This is a genomic window from Caballeronia sp. DA-9 (genome assembly GCF_051615025.1).
GTDB classification, from domain to species: domain Bacteria; phylum Pseudomonadota; class Gammaproteobacteria; order Burkholderiales; family Burkholderiaceae; genus Caballeronia; species Caballeronia sordidicola.
In genome coordinates this window covers 1432018-1451126 of the sequence record NZ_CP195133.1, presented here as the reverse complement: position 1 = coordinate 1451126, position 19109 = coordinate 1432018, and the positions used below count along the sequence as shown (strand labels likewise).

The 19109-nt window shown below is 59.6% G+C and carries 18 protein-coding genes and 1 pseudogene; 3 read left to right on the top strand and 16 right to left on the bottom strand.

Features of this window, described 5'->3' with window-relative positions; genetic code table 11:
• Window positions 1–38 precede the first annotated feature (38 nt).
• On the top strand, window positions 39–371 hold the full coding sequence (locus ACRWA7_RS22715; RefSeq protein WP_438396751.1) for a helix-turn-helix domain-containing protein: 333 nt from the start codon (window positions 39–41) through the stop codon (window positions 369–371).
• A 476-nt stretch (window positions 372–847) separates the two neighbouring features.
• Here the strand turns inward: ACRWA7_RS22715 and ACRWA7_RS22710 are convergent, their stop codons facing one another.
• The 11 genes from ACRWA7_RS22710 to mdcA form a co-directional block, all read right to left on the bottom strand.
• Window positions 848–3274, bottom strand: a complete 2427-nt coding sequence (locus tag ACRWA7_RS22710; RefSeq protein WP_438396218.1) for an HAD-IC family P-type ATPase — start codon at window positions 3272–3274, stop codon at window positions 848–850.
• 104 nt (window positions 3275–3378) lie between these two features.
• On the bottom strand, window positions 3379–3813 hold the full coding sequence (locus ACRWA7_RS22705) for a CBS domain-containing protein (protein ID WP_438396216.1): 435 nt from the start codon (window positions 3811–3813) through the stop codon (window positions 3379–3381).
• On the bottom strand, window positions 3813–4097 hold the full coding sequence (locus ACRWA7_RS22700; protein WP_438396213.1) for a CBS domain-containing protein: 285 nt from the start codon (window positions 4095–4097) through the stop codon (window positions 3813–3815). The genes ACRWA7_RS22705 and ACRWA7_RS22700 overlap by 1 nt, the downstream gene beginning before the upstream one ends.
• Window positions 4098–4387: 290 nt before the next feature.
• Window positions 4388–5503 (bottom strand): alpha/beta fold hydrolase, encoded by a 1116-nt coding sequence (locus tag ACRWA7_RS22695; RefSeq protein ID WP_438396211.1) that lies wholly within the window; start codon window positions 5501–5503, stop codon window positions 4388–4390.
• 158 nt (window positions 5504–5661) lie between these two features.
• Window positions 5662–6582 (bottom strand): malonate decarboxylase subunit epsilon, encoded by a 921-nt coding sequence (gene mdcH / locus ACRWA7_RS22690; RefSeq protein ID WP_438396210.1) that lies wholly within the window; start codon window positions 6580–6582, stop codon window positions 5662–5664.
• Window positions 6583–6648: 66 nt separating this feature from the next.
• Complete coding sequence (locus tag ACRWA7_RS22685) at window positions 6649–7605, bottom strand: AEC family transporter (protein ID WP_060816672.1); 957 nt, start codon at window positions 7603–7605, stop codon at window positions 6649–6651.
• A gap of 192 nt (window positions 7606–7797) precedes the next feature.
• The gene (gene mdcE / locus ACRWA7_RS22680; protein ID WP_438396750.1) at window positions 7798–8628 is read right to left on the bottom strand and encodes a biotin-independent malonate decarboxylase subunit gamma; all 831 of its coding nucleotides are present in this window, start codon (window positions 8626–8628) and stop codon (window positions 7798–7800) included.
• 14 nt (window positions 8629–8642) lie between these two features.
• The gene (locus ACRWA7_RS22675; RefSeq protein ID WP_438396209.1) at window positions 8643–9506 is read right to left on the bottom strand and encodes a biotin-independent malonate decarboxylase subunit beta; all 864 of its coding nucleotides are present in this window, start codon (window positions 9504–9506) and stop codon (window positions 8643–8645) included.
• Window positions 9503–9796, bottom strand: coding sequence for a malonate decarboxylase subunit delta (locus ACRWA7_RS22670; protein ID WP_438396207.1), 294 nt, complete (start codon window positions 9794–9796; stop codon window positions 9503–9505). Before ACRWA7_RS22670 ends, ACRWA7_RS22675 begins: the two co-directional genes overlap by 4 nt.
• A gap of 12 nt (window positions 9797–9808) precedes the next feature.
• A complete protein-coding gene (locus ACRWA7_RS22665; protein ID WP_438396206.1) occupies window positions 9809–10765 on the bottom strand; it encodes a triphosphoribosyl-dephospho-CoA synthase in 957 nt (318 codons plus the stop codon).
• Between the two features lie 4 nt (window positions 10766–10769).
• On the bottom strand, window positions 10770–12428 hold the full coding sequence (mdcA, locus tag ACRWA7_RS22660; protein ID WP_438396204.1) for a malonate decarboxylase subunit alpha: 1659 nt from the start codon (window positions 12426–12428) through the stop codon (window positions 10770–10772).
• A 450-nt stretch (window positions 12429–12878) separates the two neighbouring features.
• Here mdcA and ACRWA7_RS22655 point away from each other — a divergent pair.
• Window positions 12879–13093: pseudogene (locus ACRWA7_RS22655) on the top strand (IS6 family transposase); the annotation flags it as partial.
• Between the two features lie 333 nt (window positions 13094–13426).
• Here ACRWA7_RS22655 and guaA read toward each other — a convergent pair.
• The 5 genes from guaA to ACRWA7_RS22630 form a co-directional block, all read right to left on the bottom strand.
• On the bottom strand, window positions 13427–15007 hold the full coding sequence (guaA, locus tag ACRWA7_RS22650) for a glutamine-hydrolyzing GMP synthase (protein WP_438396203.1): 1581 nt from the start codon (window positions 15005–15007) through the stop codon (window positions 13427–13429).
• A gap of 204 nt (window positions 15008–15211) precedes the next feature.
• A complete protein-coding gene (locus ACRWA7_RS22645; protein WP_438396201.1) occupies window positions 15212–16060 on the bottom strand; it encodes a hypothetical protein in 849 nt (282 codons plus the stop codon).
• Window positions 16061–16062: 2 nt separating this feature from the next.
• Window positions 16063–17523 (bottom strand): IMP dehydrogenase, encoded by a 1461-nt coding sequence (gene guaB / locus ACRWA7_RS22640; protein ID WP_438396198.1) that lies wholly within the window; start codon window positions 17521–17523, stop codon window positions 16063–16065.
• Window positions 17524–17744: 221 nt separating this feature from the next.
• Window positions 17745–18074, bottom strand: a complete 330-nt coding sequence (locus tag ACRWA7_RS22635; RefSeq protein ID WP_438396197.1) for an RnfH family protein — start codon at window positions 18072–18074, stop codon at window positions 17745–17747.
• A complete protein-coding gene (locus ACRWA7_RS22630; RefSeq protein ID WP_060816771.1) occupies window positions 18074–18508 on the bottom strand; it encodes a type II toxin-antitoxin system RatA family toxin in 435 nt (144 codons plus the stop codon). The genes ACRWA7_RS22635 and ACRWA7_RS22630 overlap by 1 nt, the downstream gene beginning before the upstream one ends.
• A 99-nt stretch (window positions 18509–18607) precedes the next feature.
• Between ACRWA7_RS22630 and smpB the strand changes: the two genes are divergently transcribed.
• Entirely contained in the window at window positions 18608–19057 is a 450-nt protein-coding gene (smpB, locus tag ACRWA7_RS22625; protein WP_056352727.1) for an SsrA-binding protein SmpB, read from the top strand.
• The last annotated feature ends 52 nt before the right edge of the window (window positions 19058–19109 follow it).

Sequence of the window (19109 nt, the reverse complement as noted above, 5' to 3'; positions counted from 1 at the left end):
GTCCGCTGCTGGAAACGCAGGCCACAACCGATTCGCAGGTGCAGTCGATTCAACATTTCATGCTGGACAACCTCGGCACGCGGCATACGCTGACATCGATTGCAGAACGTCTGCACATGAGTCCTCGAAATCTCTCGCGGATCTTCGTGAAGGAATGCGGAATCAGCTTGATGGCGTATCTGAACGACGCCCGCATCGATTCGGCTCGCCAGCATCTCGAGACTACTGACCTGGCCATCGCCGAGATTGCGCGCAGGTGCGGATTCGATGGTACCGATGCGTTGCGGCGCAGCTTCTTCCGTCGCCTTCGGATCAATCCGGCAGAATACCGAAGCCGGTTCCGGTCATCCATGAACGCGTCGAACAAGTAGCTGCTTGCTATGAATCTCCGAGGCAGTCGTGCGCATGGCGCCGACGTTGCCTCGCCGATGAGGCGTCTCTAAAACCAGAACTAATTTTCAGCTTTTGCCTCGCTCGCCGACATTGCGCGATGAATTTTTCTCAGAGGTACTTTACTAGTACCATCTAGCCCCTCTAAGCTGAAGTGCCAGCGGACAACACGAAAAGTGATCCATTTCAATGCTGGGTCGGCGGAGCCAGCTCATTGGCGCCGCGCGGACGACGCTTGAGTCGGATGGCGACGCGCGTTTCGGCTTCCCTGAAATGACGTTGGGAGCGTACCCTGACAGCGGTGGACCGGTGACGTTGAGCGGTTTGGTGTGAGCGGCTCGCGCCAAAGGACATCTTGTTTGCCGCGCGAACCGTCGACGCGTTCAAGGCCGAGCAGCTCGGCATCGTACAGCGCGTGGTCCAGCGAGGGCACGTTAATTGGCCTTTTGAACTATTCTCAAACGGCCGGCGCCGTCGCTGCCAAGTCTGGTTCGGACAAGACCCCAGGCCGTCGATCCAAAGGCAACCGGCTCATCAAGACCACCTTTACTGCGTCCAAGAATAGACAGAACAAAAGATTGGTCCCATAGATTGTTATCAAGAGCCAGCCCGGCAGCGCCGCCATAAACCATCCTAGCCAAGCGAACACTGAGGCGAGTGCAGCCGCTGCGAAAATCGCCCAGAGCATCACAGGCGCCGGACGTGAGTACCAGACATGGTTACGCTCGCGCAAAACGAGACCCGTCGTTTGGCCGGCCAGCACCAAGGTCAGAAAGGTCAGCGTGCGCATCGTCTCCGTGTCCAACCTGAGCCAGAACCAGCCAACCGCCAAAACCCCCATCACATACGCCAGCTTAACCATTCCCAGCGGTATTGCCGCCAGGGTCAGCTCCCGGATGCGCCACGCGTTCGGGTACGGTGTGGGTTTTGCCCTGTCGCCTGCGCGGGCCATCATGGCGACGTCACTTGTCAGCATCCACAGGACCTGCAACAGGGGCGTCATCACTGCATGCCCGGTCATTACTAGTCCTCCTCCCATCACAATCAAGGTCACGGCCTTGTTTACCATCGTGCTCAACGTGAACGTGAAAACTCGCCGAAAAGCGGCCCGGCCCTCCTCGATACAGGCGACGATGCCGCGCAAGCCAGGCTGGGTCAACACAAGTCCGGCGGCGGACTTTGCAACGTCGGTCGCCGTGGACACTGCAATGCCCATCTGGGCTTGACGCAGTGCGGGCGCGTCGTTTGCGCCGTCCCCACACATACCGACCGCGTGTCCCTCCCCTTGAAAAGCCCGAACTAAGCCAAACTTGTCTTCGGGAAAGACCCCGGCATACACCGCATAGTCGTGCGGGCCAACTTTCTCCGGGATCTTGCCCGCGGGGCACACCGGTCCATCCAGACCGATCTGCCTAGCCACGGTTTCAGCCGTAAGCGTTGTATCACCCGTGGCCATGACCGGCACGATGCCGAGCGCTTTCAACTGGGCCAACAAAGGCGCCGAGTCCTTGCGCGGTGGATCGCTTAGCCCGATGAGGCCGATGACCGCCATAGCTCCGGGTTCACCGGCACTGACGGCCAGCACCCGATAACCAGCCGCGCTCAGACGCGACAGTGCTGCATCGCCCTTCGCCAGCATCGGTGCGAGTGCGGAGATGGCAAAGGGAGAGCCCTTCGCAATACGCACCTCCTGCCCATTGGATCCCGCGATTCGCGCTTCGGACATCTTGGCGGCAGGATCGAATGGCACAAATCGCAGGACCGCTAGCGCAGGCATATCCTTCGACGAGGCGGCCGCACGGATGGCAACATCGACCGGGTCCTGCCCGTCACTGGAACTGGCCGCTGCTGCGTGGGACAACACTTCGGCGGCAGTCATCCGTTCGACCAGGGGTACTACCTCGCCCACCCCGAGACTGTTTTCCGTCAACGTGCCAGTCTTGTCGACGCAAAGCACGTCGATCATCGCCGCCTCCTGCAGGGCCGGAAGCCGGGCCAGCAGCACACCCTCCTGCGCAAGACGTCGAGCACCCAGAGTCGCCGACAGCGTAAAGACAGCCGGCATGGCAACCGGAACCGCGGAAAGCAATGCGGCCAGCACGAGCGGAATAATCTGCGTCACCGTCATGCCAATAGCGTGTGCATAAATGACCATCGCCACGACGATCGTCATGTTCACCGCAGTCAGTGCCTTGACCACGCTCAGCACGGCCCTCTGCTCACTACTTTCGACGTCCGCGCTACGCACCAGTTCGGCTGTGCGACCAAAGTAGGTATGTGTGCCGGTTGCCACAACTTCGCCCACTGCTTCACCGCGTCTAACCAGGGCGCCTGCATAGGCCAATGCTCCAGCCGTCTGTTCAACGGCCGCCGACTCCCCGGTCAACATCGACTGATCAAGGAGCATCGAGCCTGAGACAATGCGAATATCCGCTGGAACAATCGCGCCGAGGGTCAGCTGAACGGTGTCGCCCACGACCAGACCGGATGCAGCAATGTCCTGCCAGGTGCCGTCGCGTCGGGCGCGTGCCCTCGGTGCGAGACGCTGGCGAAGAAGCGCAAGGGTCGCGTTCGCGCGCCCTTCCTGGACGATGCCCATCGCAACATTGACCAGAAGCAGCGTGACGACCATGGCCGCCTCCAGCCACTCACCCGCCACGATTTGCAGGACGATCGTCGCCTCGAGCATCCACGGGACCGGCGACCAGAAATGGCGCAATATGCGAAGGACCGGGCGCTCCCTGTCCGCTGCAACTTCGTTCGGCCCTGCTTCGGCCAGCTGTCTCGCCGCCTCTGCGCTGGACAGCCCTGCAGGCAGGCCAACGCCGTTCGACGTCGTCGCCCCGGCCGATGATCCCTTCGAAATTTCTTTATCGCCGCTCACATCGACATCCCTTTTCCCCGCGGGATGGAATGAGCGTGCCCATTCGCTTTCCCTTTCCTTCCTGAATTCATCCGCTCAGGGCACTTCCCGGTCTGCAGATGTCGCTATATGTCGGTTGCCGGCGCAGCGGCAGGATACACACCCGAGATCGGCTCAACCCAGGCCAGTTGGTCGGTCACCAACCTGACGCCCGGGACGTTTTCGGCGAGCACACGCGCCGCTTCACGTGCATGTTCATCGAAGATGATGCCGCTGAGGTCCACTATCCCAAGATGAACATCGACCCGGACAAGTCCGGACCAGGGCTGCTTCGCTAAGCCGGCGATTACCCCTTGGCGAATCTTTTCATCGTTGGTGGACGCCGATTGCGTGTCTGGGAGCGCTTTCAGCAGCGCACGCATCAGGTCCGCCCGCGCAACGACCCCGACCAGCTTGCCGTTCTCGATAACGAGCACCCGTTTAACCTTGTGCGACGCCATGAGCCTGACGAGTTCGTCAAGCGGAGCGTCTGGCGAAATGGTCACGACGTCCGTTGTCATCACTTCGTCAACCCTGCGCCCCCTGGCACGTGCGTACTCGTCGGCTTTTTTGGCCGACTGGTGAAAAGCTCCAACCCGCTCGGGCGGCGGCGCTCAGTACCCAGCTCACTGCGGCGCAAGAAGTCACCTTCGGTCACTATGCCCACCAGTCCCTTTGCCCGATCAACCACGGGTAACCCGCTGATTCGGCTGCCAAGCATGAGCTTCGCGGCGTCAACGATTGCCGCGCTGGGCTCGATTCCGATGACGGGTGAATTCATGATGTCTGCAACATAGATAGTCATATTGTCTCCACACAACGAAATTTTTTCGGGACGGCGTTTTATCCCAACTCGCGGTCCTTGGACAATATGAGTAGCGCACGTCGGCCGCACGCGTCCTAAGCCAAAAATAGCCGCGCACGCTTTTAACTCTGAAGTCTGCCTCTGATCCGGGGAGGAACAACGTTACGAGCTTTGCAAGTGCGATCATGTAGGCTGTCACCATTCGTGACGGAATCGAGTTAATCGAGTTTAGGCACCTAACACGCGTGCCCTGAGCCCTCGGGAAGCATGCTTCCAGTTATTGACTCGCTTTACACGGTCGCGGCAATCCACGCAGCGATACCGGGCCAAGTCTCTTTCAGCGTACGCGAGCCCATGAACAGACCGATATGGCCGCCCGGCACAAGTTTCTGCACGATGTGTTCGGCTGGCGTACCCAGATACTTCGTCGCATCTAACACCTGCTCCCGCGTCGTAATGTCGTCCGATTCTCCAGCGAGCAGGTAGACCGGACACGTGATCGCTTTCAGGCTCAGCGTGCGACCCAGCGCTACGAACGTACCTTTCGCCAGCCGGTTTTCCCTGAAAATCTGCCGGATGACCTGCAAATACCATCGCCCTGGAAGGTCGAGCGGATTCTCGTACCAGCTTTCGAACGCCTCTTCCTTCTTCAAGTACGCTGGATCATCAATGTGCTCATACAGATCGACATGTTCTGAGATGTAGTGCTGCTCCGGGTGCATGTTTTTCCACCCACGAAGCATAAAGCGACCGCGCATCAGGCCGCCGCCAAGCTTGACCAGTTCCTCGTAAAACGATTCCGGATAGGTATGAGCCATCCGCTTGATGGGACCATCACCTGCATCGGTATCCACGGGCGAACCGGCCAAAACGAGACAGGCCACTTTCTCCGGGAAGCGTGCGGCATACATCGCGGACATCCAGCCGCCCTGGCACAGGCCAACGAGATTCACCCTGCCGCCCACCTCGTCGACGCACACATTGAGTTCGGCCAGATACTGGTCGATCTCCAGATCTTTCATGTCGTCGGTCGCGGACTTCCAGTCGGTCAGGTAGAGCCGCGAAATCCCGTTATTGCGCAGCGTCTCCATGAGGCTTTGACCGGGCTGATAATCGGCGATCATTGCGCGATGGCCAGCGTAAGGCGCATCCACAATGGTCGGCAGCCCCTGGGCACCCAAACTGGAGTAATCGCGTAGCACCATCGTTCGCAGATCCAATAGAGGCCGGTTGGCTGTTGCGAACGACGGTTGAAGGCCCGAGTGGAGCTTTTCTTCCTCGGCTAAAAACGCAAGGTTCCTCGCCGTCAATGCTGCGCCTGCTTCAAACATCGCGGAAGCAGCCACTATTGGCCAAAAGAAAGGCAACGCCGGAATCGATGTCTTTTTGCGTGGCGGATGACTCATCAAACATCTCCATGCTGGAATTGCAATTTCGCCGCCGAATGCCCGGACTTTGACACCTCTCGGACCAAGTCAGGGCTGCATTCACTGTAAAAGGTTTTCTTTGCAATTAGCCTTCACCGTCATGTTTCTTGTGAGACTCGATCAAACCCGCGAGCCAGTCAGGTGCGGCCGGTCAGGTAAGCAATGGTCGCCATCGGAGTATCGGCAACGCTTCTAGCCTGCGCGTCATCGAATGATTCGTGAATGAGCCCGGTCAGCACGCTTCCCGGCGGAGACTCGACAAAATAACGTGTTCCCCTCTCGTACAATATCGTCATAGAGTCGTGCCAGCGCACCGTGTGCGCAACATTGCCTGCAAGATCGCGAGCAATGTCTTGCGGGTCGCGCAAGACTCGCGCGCGTACATTGCCGACATAGGGGATCCGGGGTTGCATCAGAGTCACCCCCGCAAATGCCTCGCTCATCTTCGCGGCCACGCCATTCATCAGCGCGCAGTGCGAAGGGACACTGACTGCCATCCTCTGTGCCTTTCTCGCCCCGGCGCGCTTTGCAGCCTCGATGGCGACCTCCAGCGCCTGGTCGCTACCTGCGAGCACGATTTGCCTCTCCGCGTTCAGATTGGCGACATACAGTGGCCGATCTTCGCGATGAAGTTCATTCACCAAACGGACCACACGGGCTTCGTCAAGGCCGACGAGTGCGGCCATGCCAAAGCCATGGGGATAAGCGCTTTGCATCAACTCGGCACGCAGCTTCATCAGCGAAAGCGCCGTCGAGAATGCCAATGCACCGCAGGCTACCGCAGCCGTGTAGGCGCCGCTGGACAAACCGGCAACCGCCTGCGCTTCTACCCCTTCTTCGTTCAGCGCCCTCGATACCGCGACCCCGGCAATGAGCGCTGACAGTTGCACCGCGACGGTGGAAGCGAGTGCCACTTCAGTATCCAACCCGCGGGCGTCGAGCGCGAGGACATCGCTCGCCTCGTCAAGCGTGGCGGTCACGGTGCGATGCGCCGGCAAACGCGCCAGAAAGCCGGGGGTCTGCGCTCCCTGGCCTGGAAACAGAAATGCGATGTTCATGGTCTGTCCTTGACGATGCCATGCACCTGATGGCCGCGACCTGGCGCGGCACAGGATCGTGGCGCCTCACTTTGGCGCGAGCAACATGATGGCGACCGCCAGCGTGACGATTCCTGAAACCGACGAGATAATCAGGGTCGCGCCGGCAACCGGGGTCTTCGTTCCACTACTGGCGCCAAAAACCAAACCGAAGAAGCCCGCTGGAATGGCCGTGAGGAGTGCGGCTTGTGCCGCAATCGCCGGCGGGAGCCCTAGCAGTTTCGCGAGACCGAATACGAGCAGCGGTTGCAGTACGTTCTTGACGGTCGTGCCGAACACCACGTCACCGGTTATCTTGATCGTTTGTGCCGACAGCATCAGACCCGTCAGGAATAGACCAATGCCTGCGGTCGCGGCGGTGATCGGCCCCAGTGCCGTGGCAACGAGCGCTGGAAGATGAAACCCGATGAGTGCGACCACCAGACCGAGCATCGGTCCGACGAAAATCGGCTTTCGCACCGAGTGTCCAAGCGCGATGAGAAACTGGCGGCTGGCGGACACCGAATGACCGGTGTCCGCCTTGCGGGCCTTGTCGAGTTCGAGAAGCGCCAGGGTCATCGGCGAGATGGTGACTGAACCTACCGCGATTGCAATGGCCACGGAAAGTGCGGCCTGCGGGCCGAAGATAGGTAGCAGCAAAGGAAGCCCAATCGACGCGAAGTTGGGAAACGCGATAGTGAGCGTCTCGACTGCCGCGTCGCCCAGCGACAGGCCGAAGAACTTGCGCTGCGTCCAGCCGACGACCGCGTAGGTGATGACGAGACCCAATGCAAGCACCAGAGCAAGCGGTCCGTTCTGGAAAATCACCGTTTGCGGCGTCTTCGCGATCGATACGAATAGCGTGAGCGGCAGCGCAAACTGCATCAGAAGAACATTCAGGCTCGAAACGTTCTGGTTGTCGACCAGCTTGCGTTTGCCGGCAAAATATCCTAATGCCAATACTAGAAATACCGGCAACAATGCCGTGACGATAAGGTTGAGCACGTGATTTCCGTTGGTTTGACATTGTCAGGACCGCGCCGCGCCTGCGCATGCAATTCTCGCTGCGGTCCATCGGACTTTCGGTTCTTTCGTGTGGACTTTTTTGTCCCGGTCATCACAAAGGGCAGGAGCGGCCTGCAGCCCCCAAAAGAATCCCCGGCGTGCTTCTTGCCCTTGCTGACGCGGACGTCCTCGCTACCACTGTTCAGCGATACGCTTTCGCACTTCGATGGAAGCCGCACGCGCCGTCTGCGCCTCCTTGGAGCGGTAACGCGCAGACAGATCGCGCGTGCTCTCGGCCAGCACTGACTCGATCGTATTGGTCAGAACCTGTCTTACTGTGGCCAACGCCGCAGCGTCCGGAGCATCAGCGTCGACGTTTTCGATCAGGCGATCGAGCAGCCCGAGCTTGTGATAATTGCGTATGTCGTAGGACATCGGCGGGATGCGTTCTCCCAGCTTCACGAGCTCCTCCACGCTACGACGCGTGATGCGGGCCGCCGCCGCCTGCCCCATCGCATGAACCAGCACGTCCGGCGCGTCGAGAGCAATGATGCGGTTGGCCTGATAGCCGTGAGCGAGAAAGGCGCCCGACATGGCGTGCCCCACGATGAGCGCAATGACCGGGTGGCCCGCCATGCGCGCGTCTGCATAGGCATTGGCGGCTGCAGCGCAGGCGATGTGAATGCCCATCAGTTCTTCGCGACGTCCGTAGGCCTGACCGATCACGTCGACGATCGCAATGATCGGAATATGGTCGCCGCTCCCGGCTGCCTGTGCTTCATCGATCGTCTCGCGTACTTGCCGGGCAAGCGCCCAGCCTTGCTCGAGGCCCACTTCGCCGTGGCGCGCGCGGGGAAAACGATTCTGCGGATCAGGCACGACCGCGATGAAGCGCGCGTTGTGCTTGCCCAGCGTGGCGTCCGCTACCAATATGGATTCCGCCACGCCGGGGCGTTTCGGAGCCTGTTCGGTCAACCCGTCGAACCATGTTCGCCCACGGCTGACGGCAGACGCATCCTGCATCGGCACTTCGTTGCTCATTTCGAATCTCCCTTGCCCCAAAGCGTCGCCAGTTGCGCGCCCGTGAGTTGCGTGCCGGTATCGACGTTCTTGATACGCGGCAGATAAGTGTCGATATCTTCACTGCGGTATTTGCCGGGGACGCCGCACTGGAAAGCCTTGCGAACGTGATTCGCGATCTGCGTCGCGTCGTCTTCCACGAGCATGTCGACCATTCCTACTCGCGAACGTTGCTCGCCTCCGATCAGACTCCATATGAGCGCCTTGTCGGCAGCATTGATTTCAGCGATACCGGCTTCCTGCTCTATCACCTCGGGACCGTTCATGCCGACGCGGGCCTGGCGCGTTACGATCAGGTAGCTGCAGAGCGCCGCCGCGAGCGACATACCGCCGAAGCAACCCACCATGCCCGCGACAACCCCCACGACAGGCACGTGGGCACGCAACGCGATGATGGCCGAGTGAATCTCCGCGATCGCGGCAAGGCCAAGGTTCGCTTCCTGCAAGCGAACACCGCCGGTTTCGAGTAGCAAGACGGCGCGCGTTGGAATGCCGCTCTGGTTGTCGACGAGCGCCCGCTCGAGCGCGCCGGCTATCTTCGCACCCGACACTTCGCCCATGCTGCCGCCTTGAAAAGCGCTCTCTAAAGCAGCGACAACAGCCGGGGCGCCGTCAATCGTTCCCCGACCGATCACAACTCCGTCGTCGGCTTCCGCCACGATGCCCTGCATGGGAAGCCACGGTGACTTCAGCCGGTCGAATGGGCCCACGATCTCGCGAAACGAACCGGCATCGAGCACAGCAACTGTACGTTCGCGCGCATTGAGTTCGATAAAGCTTTTGCGAGCCAGGAAGTGTTTCCAATCCGTTGATGCGTTCATTGTCCGAGTTCCTCAACGGCTTGTTCAAGCCGCAATAGCACGACGCCAGGTGTCGCGCCGAAATCGTTGACCTCGATGGCCACGCAAGCGTCAAAGCGAGAAAAAAACCGATCGACCACCGCTTTCCATACCGATCCGAATCCATCTACGCAGGTGTTGATCACGATCTTCGCGACCTTGCCTTCCAACGGCTCGATAAGGACTTCAAGATCGCCCGATCCCACCACACCCACATGGACACGGCGGTTCACTATCCTCGATGCCGGGTATTCGTAGTTGAGTACTTCCATTACCTGTTCCCCTTAAGATGGCGATATCGACAATGAGCCGTCTCGCTCGATGCGGTCCAAAAAAAGCGTGGCGGCGAGCAGGTCGGCCGCTCCACCGGGAGATGCGTTACAGGCAACCAATGCGCAGTCGAGACGGTGGAGATGAACCCTTCCCGTCAGCGTGCCCGCGCCTCCGGCAGCAAGCGCCTCGGCGGCGCCGCGCTTGGCGATGGACAGCGCTTCGTAGCCGCCTCGATGCAACAGGCAGGTATCGTCAAGCGACGACATGATCGCCAGCAGCGCGTCAAGCCTTGCCGCATCCTCGTCGTCGCCACTCGAACGTGACTGCCTTAGCATCGGAAGAGCAAGGGACACGACGTGTGGAAAGCCGTCTGCCGCCTCACCACGCGCCCCGCGAACGCCATATCGGCGCTTGACGCGCAAGCCGTTGGACAAAGAAAGCGTTGCAAACGGATCGCGATGGCGCGAAATGTCTGCCGCGATCGCCGCCACCTCGAGGGGGCAGCACGTGCGTTCGCGGGCCGCGGCTGCCACCAGCAAGCCGAGCACCCAGACCGCGCCTCGGTGAGTATTGCTGCCATGCGTGACGGCGAGCATTGCGTTTTCTGTTTCCCGGCCTATTCGACCCAGCGTTTCGCGCAACACCTGGGTGGGGCCGTCAGCGGCCGCCGCCGTCGCCATCGCTGCAAACCCAGGGTGCAACGAACGGGCCGAGCGCACCATCAGCGCGAGGTCGAGATCCGCATGGGCACCGTTCCCCCTGCGGTCCACCAAAGCCGGTTTGGGTGTCAGCTCTGCTTCATCGATCAGTGCTCGCACCGCGGTGCGGGCGAGATAGTCCGACGCATCGCTGCGGGTCTTCGACGGCATGGCCTCAGGCAAAAGGCAACTTGCTCGCGCGGTGCCGGAAAGAGCAGGTCGCCCGGTTTCGAAGGCAAAGCACCTGGCGTGTTGCGTGGCGAACTCCATCGGCTCACCAGCTACGGAATTTCGACGGCGGCTCGTACAGTCCGCCGGACCATGCGACCAGATCGTCGATGCTTCTTGCCGCCAGCAGCGAGCGCTTGGCGTCGGTCCGTTTCACGCCGAGATCTTCCGGGTAGGCAACCACGCCGCGCTCACGCAACCGAGCCGTGCGTTTCGGATCCGCCTGGCGCCCTATGTCGGTGACACCCGCGACGGCTGCCAGGGCAGCCTTTCTTTCTTCCCCTTCAACCTTGTACAAATAGGCAATGCCTTCCTCGGTGACGACGTGGGTGACGTCGTCACCGTAGATCATCACCGGCGCGACCGCCATTCCACTATGCCTGCCGACCTCAATTGCATCTAGCCGTTCGACGAATGACGGAACCCCGCCCTCCCTGAACGTCTCTACGGTCTGAACGACCAGTTTGCGACCCCTGACAATAGGCGCCTTTGAGGTGATCATCTCAAGCCACGGCGTGCTGCTATGCCGCCTGCCATGCGGGTCATGCCCCATGTTCGGCGCTCCGCCAAACCCGGCCAGCCGGCCGAGGGTGACGGTCGATGAGTTGGCGTCCGAATCCATCTGCAAGGTCGATCCGATGAAAAGATCCACACCATATTGGCCGGCCAGTTGGCACAGCACGCGATTCGAGCGCAGGCTGCCATCGTGACCGACGAAGTAGACGTCGGATCGGGCACGGATGTACTCCTCCATGCCGACCTCGCTGCCAAACGAATGAACGCTCTGCACCCATCCGCTCTCGATCGCGGGGATCAACGTCGGATGGGGATTGAGCGCCCAATTCCGGCAGATCTTGCCTTTGAGGCCGAGTGACTCGCCGTAGGTGGGCAAGAGCAGTTCGATTGCAGCCGTGTCGAAGCCGATGCCGTGATTGAGCGCGGTCACGCTATGGCGCTCGTAAATGCCGCGAATCACCATCATGGCCATCAGGATCTGCAACTCGGTGATATGTCGCGGATCGCGTGTGAACAGCGGCTCGATCGCAAACGGGCGGTCTGCCTCGACGATAAAGTCCACCCACGACGACGGAATGTCCACGCGCGGCAGCACGTCGACGATTTCATTGACCTGCGCAATGACGACTCCGTGCCGGAAAGCGGCTGCCTCGACGATCGTCGGCGTGTCCTCGGTATTGGGGCCTGTGTACAGGTTGCCTTCGCGATCGGCCTGAACGGCGCAGACCAACGCAACATCCGGCGTCAGGTCAATGAACATGCGTGCATACAGCTCGATGTACGTGTAGATGGCGCCGACTTCCAGCTTGCCGTCCTCGAGCAGTTGGGCAACCCGCAGACTCTGCGGTCCGGCAAAGGAAAAGTCGAGCTTGCGGGCGATGCCTGTCTCGAAGATATCCAGATGTTCTGGTCGACTGATGGTCGAAATGAGCAGGTGCACGTCGTGAATCGCCGCCGGATCGACCTTTGCCAGGGAACGTGAGAGGAAGTCCGCTTGTTTCTGATTGTCGCCTTCCAGAGCGACGCGGTCGCCCGGTTTGATGATCGCCTGAAGAGCATCAACCAGACGCGCAGAGTTGAGAATCTTGCCGCTTCTGAAGGGCCGCGCGGCTTTCAATCTCTCTTGTTTGGCATCGCTGCGTTGAAACCAGGAGCGCGGAAGTCCAGCTACGTCGGTGCTGTCCGTCATTGTTTATCCTCAATCAAAAGGCTGATTTGTTCACTTTCGAGATCTAGACCACTCTCTACCGCATCGGTCCTCTGATTACAGCTACGAGCGTTGCCCAGTCGCAGACTCACCCCTGGAAATCGCCTGTGACCATCACTAAGAATCAACCATGAAGCATGTATTTAACGTATACGCTAAGGTAATCTAGACCTCGGTCTTTGATCTCTATCAACTTCCGGTTTATCCGAGAGGAACGCCGCAAGTTCGCGGTTTCCAAGCGGTGGCTAGGACAAGATAGCCAAGAGTCAGGGCGCAAAGTCTCGTGAGTCGCCCGCACGCAGCGAAGGCGGTCTTGTCGCAGTAAACCGATCTGCTATGGTGATCGGTCCTGAAACGAACGATCACGAATGATCGAGGCGCCGAACGGCACCGTGAACAAGGCGCTCAACGACTGCATTACCGCTTGATGTAATGCTGCCGTGCGTGCGTTGGCACGTGGTGTATCCGTTGAGTCGGCGTCATCTGGAAGAAATAATGTCTGAACCGCAGTGTCAGTCGATCACTCGACAGCGCACGGCTGGACTATCAAGCTGCTGCCTGCGCTCGGCAAGGTATTCGGACCGGGCAATAAAAAGGTCAGTCGAAGTTGGCAAATGAATAAGACCTACATTAACGTCGAAGGTGAACGGGGCGTTGTCACGTTAAAAGCGTTAGCCTCAAAGTACTTCGACATACTAACTTTTATCAAAAGCTGAACGGATTTCAGGAGACCTGTTGATGCCCGGAAAGCCGCGTAAAACAAGCTTTCCCGAGAAGACTTTTACCGTCAAAGACGGTAAAAGTCTGAATAGTGAACGAGAATGTCTTAATCCGGCCTCGATTTTTACCGTCAGCTCTACCGCCAACTTATTTTGCTGGCCGTCGATAGCCACCGATAGATACCGCGACGTATTTACTTGAAAATCAACACGTTACGGCAGTTTTTCGATAGCCGGCGATAGTCCTCGAAGGACGTCAATTCACTCCCACTCAATCGTAGCCGGCGGCTTCCCCGAAATATCATAAACAACGCGATTAATCCCGCGCACCTCATTAATGATCCGGTTAGAAACATGCCCTAACAGCTCATGCGGCAAATGTGCCCATTGCGCCGTCATAAAGTCCAGCGTCTGCACGGCCCTTAACGCAACAACATACTCATAAGTCCGCCCGTCCCCCATCACCCCCACGCTTTTCACCGGCAAAAACACCGCAAAAGCCTGACTCGTAAGCTCATACCAAGACTTGCCCGATTCCTTATCGAACGTATTCCTCAACGTCTCGATAAAAATCGCATCCGCGTGACGCAGCAAATCCGCGAACTCGCGCTTTACTTCGCCAAGAATGCGCACGCCCAGCCCCGGGCCCGGGAACGGATGCCGATAAACCATCGCCGGCGGCAACCCAAGCTTCACACCCAGTTCCCGCACTTCGTCCTTGAACAACTCCCGCAACGGCTCGAGCAACTTGAGATTCAACGTTTCGGGCAAGCCGCCCACATTGTGATGGCTCTTGATCGTATGACCCTTTTTGCCCTTGCCCGCCGACTCGATCACGTCCGGATAAATCGTCCCTTGCGCGAGCCACTTCGCGTCCTTTAGCTTGTTCGCTTCCGTCTGGAACACTTCAACAAACTCAGCGCCAATAATCTTCCGCTTCGCCTCGGGGTCCGTCACGCCAGCAAGTTTCGACAAGAACACTTCACTGGCATCGACGTGGATCACCTTCACGCCCAAATGATCGGCGAACGTCGTCATGACCTGCTCGGCTTCGTTCAATCGCAACAAGCCGTGATCAACGAACACACAGGTAAGTTGCGCACCAATCGCGCGATGCAAAAGCGCCGCCGCCACCGACGAATCCACGCCGCCCGACAGCCCAAGAATGACGTGCTCATCGCCAACTTGCGCGCGGATTTTCTCGACGGCTTCATCGATGTAATGACCCATCTCCCAATCCGGGCGCGCCGCGCACAGCTCAAGCACGAAGCGGTCGAGCATCGCGCGGCCCTGCACCGTGTGCGTGACTTCCGGATGCCACTGGAGGCCGTAGAAATGACGCTCGTCGTCGGCCATCGCCGCAATCGGACAAGCTGGGGTGGACGCCATCAGCTTGAAACCCAGCGGCATGTCGGCCACCTTGTCACCGTGGCTCATCCACACCTTGAGCATGCCGTGACCTTCAGACGTCTGGAAGTCTTCGATGCCGTTCAGGAAACTCGTATGGTTATGCGCGCACACTTCCGCATAGCCAAATTCGCGCACGTTACCGAGTTCGACCTTGCCGCCGAGTTGTTCGGCCATCGTCTGCATGCCGTAGCAAATGCCGAGCACCGGCACGCCGAGATCGAAGACGACTTGCGGAGCACGCGGCGAATCCAGTTCGGTGACGGAGTTCGGACCGCCCGACAAAATGATGCCCTTCGGCGCGAAGTCGCGAATGAACGCTTCGTCGACGTCGTACGGATGAATCTCCGAATACACGTGCGATTCGCGGATGCGTCGTGCGATCAATTGAGTGACTTGGGAGCCGAAATCGAGAATCAGGATCTTGTCGTGCATGGCAGCGGCCAGAAGGCGAGTAAGCGGAAACGGTTGGCAAAACAGAAACGCGAAGCCGCGGGCCCGAGGTCCCGCACGTCGCGTCACGCAGAAATATCAACGGCCGGCGCAGGATGCCGACCGTGGCAAAACAGGTTTTATCGATGGAACACACCCTCAGTTCCCCGATACTTGATCGAGCGGCGCATTTGCCGCTCAAAGCGTTTAATGCGGATCGCGGCGAGCAGGATCGGCGCTGTAACCGGGCCCTGTTCGCGCGCCCGTCACGGGATCGATGATTTGCCCGGTCACCGGGTCAATCGCGCGGCCGGTTTCGGGATCGATCTTATGCCCGCTGCTCACGGGCTCGAATGCGCGGCCGGTCGCCGGATCGCGCGGACGGCCTGTGATGGGATCGATGGCATGTCCAGTCGCTGGATCGAACGCGGTCGCACCCGGTGCGGGCGCCGCTGGCCGCGATGCGGATGACAGCGGGGGAATCGGTTCGCCTACAACCGGCTCCGCATCCCACCGGGGATTTGCCGGCGCGACAGGATCCGACGTCATGGGCGGCCGCACAGGCACAACCACGGGCGACGCCGCACGCTCCTCCGCCCGCGTCTTCGCTGCCTGCTTCTCGGCCCGTTCAGCGGCAGCCGCACCGGCAATCGCGGCACGCTCACGCCGTCTTACGGCACCGGAAAGCCGCACGCTGCCAAGGCCCAGGATCAGCAACGCCGCGCCTATCAACGCTCCAAGCAACTGGCCGAAGCCCGTCACTTCCGACATGCGCAGCCCGAGCCACACAATGAGGATCAGGCCGGACAACCACTCCACATGGCCCGAAACCTTTGCAGTCGTAGCGGTAAGCGCGCCGTCGATAGCCGCGTGAAATCCAAGCCACGACATTCCGAGCAGCGCGACGCCAAACAACTGGCCGACCAGAGGCGGCTGCACGTTCACGAGATGCATCGACTCCCATAACGCTGCCCACGGCGTCAGCAGAAACAGCACGCCGAAAGCGAGGAAAATCAGTGCATTGATGACAAGGACAACGCGCAGCAGCGGTTTCATGATCAATCCACGTGGTAGTTGGGAGCTTCCTTCGTGATCTGCACGTCGTGCACATGCGACTCGCGCATGCCGGCACCCGTGATCTGGACAAATTCGGCCTTGTCGTGCATTTCGCCGATATTGCGGCAACCGCAATATCCCATGCTCGCTCGCACGCCGCCGATCACCTGGAACAAAATGGCGTTGACCGAGCCCTTATAGGCCACGCGCCCTTCGATCCCTTCCGGCACCAGCTTGTCGATGTTCGCCGAGTTGTCCTGGAAATACCGGTCCGCCGCGCCGTCCTTCATTGCGCCAACCGAACCCATGCCGCGATACGCCTTGTACTGGCGCCCCTGGAACAGGAACACGTCGCCGGGGGATTCTTCCGTGCCGGCCAGCATGCTGCCCATCATCACCGCGTCCGCGCCTGCCGCGAGCGCCTTGCTGACATCGCCGGAAAAACGCACGCCGCCGTCCGAAATCACCGGCACGCCCGAACCGCGCAGCGCATCCGAGACATTCGCCACCGCCGTGATCTGCGGCACGCCAACGCCCGCCACGATCCGTGTGGTGCAGATGGAACCCGGGCCAATGCCGACCTTCACGCCGTCCGCGCCGTATTCCACCAGCGCCTTGGCCGCTGCCGCCGTAGCGATATTGCCGCCAATCACTTCAATGTGCGGATAGTTCTGCTTCACCCAGCGCACGCGTTCGAGCACGCCCTGGCTGTGTCCGTGGGCTGTATCGACGACGATCACGTCCACGCCCGCCGCCGACAGCAAATCCACGCGCTCTTCATTTTCGGGACCTACGCCGACTGCCGCACCAGCGCGCAGCTTGCCGTGTTCGTCCTTGCAGGCGTCCGGGTGCTCGGTCTGCTTGGTGATGTCCTTCACCGTCATCAAGCCACGCAGTTCGAACGCGTCGTTGACCACCAGTACGCGTTCCAGCCGGTGACTGTGCATCAGCGCCTTCGCTTGCGCGAGCGGCGTGCCTTCCTTGACCGTCACCAGACGTTCGCGCGGCGTCATGATCTTGCGCACTTCGTCGTCGAGACGTTCCTCGAAGCGCAGATCGCGGTTCGTCACGATACCGATCAGTTGCTGCCCTTCGACAACCGGAAAACCGGAGATGCCGTGCTGTTGCGTCAACGCGATCACGTCGCGCACTTTCATTTGCGGCGGAACGGTGATCGGATCGCGCACGACGCCCGATTCGAAGCGCTTTACCTTGGCGACTTCGCGGGCTTGTTCTGCGGCGGTGAGGTTCTTGTGAATGATGCCGACGCCGCCAAGCTGGGCCATCGCGATGGCGAGGCGGCCTTCGGTGACCGTGTCCATGGCGGCGGACAACAGGGGCATATTCAGGGAAATCTTGCGGGTAACCCGGGTTTTCAGGCTGGTGTCGCGCGGAAGAACGTTGGAAAACGCGGGCACGAGGAGCACGTCATCGAACGTGAGTGCTTTCTGGATCAGACGCATGGCAAATCCTATGGGCGCAAAACCGAATTATACCGATAGTTCCCCGGATTTTCACTGCCCGAACAGCGGCTTAGGTCGAGTTTGCCCTTTGTCTTGCAATTTGTGGGCCTCGGTTTAACCTCGCTGTTTCGGTTTTTCGCTCGACTCGAGTTCGATCAAAGTTCGGTTTTGCGGAATGCCTCGCGCTCGGCCGCTACGCAAAGAAATGCGAAGTTGCCGGCTTACCGTGCTTCCTTGCGCGTCCACCGCCGCCCTTCAATCGAGCCGCCGCGCCGCGTTTTTTCGACCCGCCGTTGTCGCGCAACTTTCGGATCGACCTTCAACGGCCGGTAAATCTCCACGCGGTCGTGATCGGCGAGCATTGCGTCGAGCGGCTGGATCTTTCCGAAAACGCCCACTTTCTGCATTCCGAGATCGATCTCGGGAAACATCGCGAGCAACCCGCTTGCGTCAATGGCCTGCTGGACCGTCGCGCCCTCGGCAAGAGACAGCGCACGAACCGCCCCTTCGCCATCCGGCAACGCGTAACACACCTCAATGGAGAGCGTCATCACTTCCCATACCGCTGATCGGCGCGCTTCACGAACGAATCCACGAACGTGTGCGCAATATGACTAAAAACCGGCCCGATGATCTTCTCGAGAATGATGTTCGAAAACTCGTAGTGCAGCGCGAACTCGATCTTGCAGGCGTCCGCCCGCAACGGCGTGAATCGCCAGTAGCCGGTGAACTTCTTGAAAGGACCGTCAAGGAACTCCATATCGATACTGGTCGGGCGCGTATGCACGTTACGCGTCGCGAAATGCTGCTTGATACCCTTGAAATTGATGTGAATCTTCGCTTCCATGCTGTGTTCGTCGTGGTGGCCTACTTCCACGCCACCGCACCAGGGCAAGAAATTCGGATAATCGGGGACATCGGTGACGAGGTCGAACATCTGCTCTGCAGAATGCCGGATCAATACAGTTTTCTGAACATCTGCCATAAAGGGCGCAACGCGTGGCAAGAGTGGGAAGCATTGCGGGCTTTACCGCGCCCGCGCTGCTAAAATCAGGATTTTAAACGAGTTGGGCACTTTTCATTCATGAGCATCATCGACAACAGAAAAGCCTTCTTCGATTACTTCATCGAAGATCGCTACGAGGCGGGGCTCGTGCTGGAAGGGTGGGAAGTCAAGGCCCTGCGGGCCGGCCGCGGCCAGATCAAGGAAGGCTACGTCATCATTCGTGACAACGAGCTGTTCCTGATCGGTGCGCACATCAGCCCATTGCCGGAAGCCTCGACCCACATCCATCCGGATCCGGTGCGCACGCGCAAGCTGCTGCTGCATAGCGAAGAGATCTCGAAACTCATCGGCAAAGTCGAGCAAAAGGGTCATACGCTCGTACCGCTCAATTTCCACTACAAAGGCGGCCGCGTGAAATGCGAGATCGGCCTGGCCAAGGGCAAGAAGCTGCACGACAAGCGCGAAACCGAGAAAAAGCGCGACTGGGAACGCGAAAAAGCGCAGATCATGCGCGGCGCCAAGCACTAAGCGCCGTGCGAATGACCGTCAATCGCCATCAGTATGTCAAAACAAAAAGGGC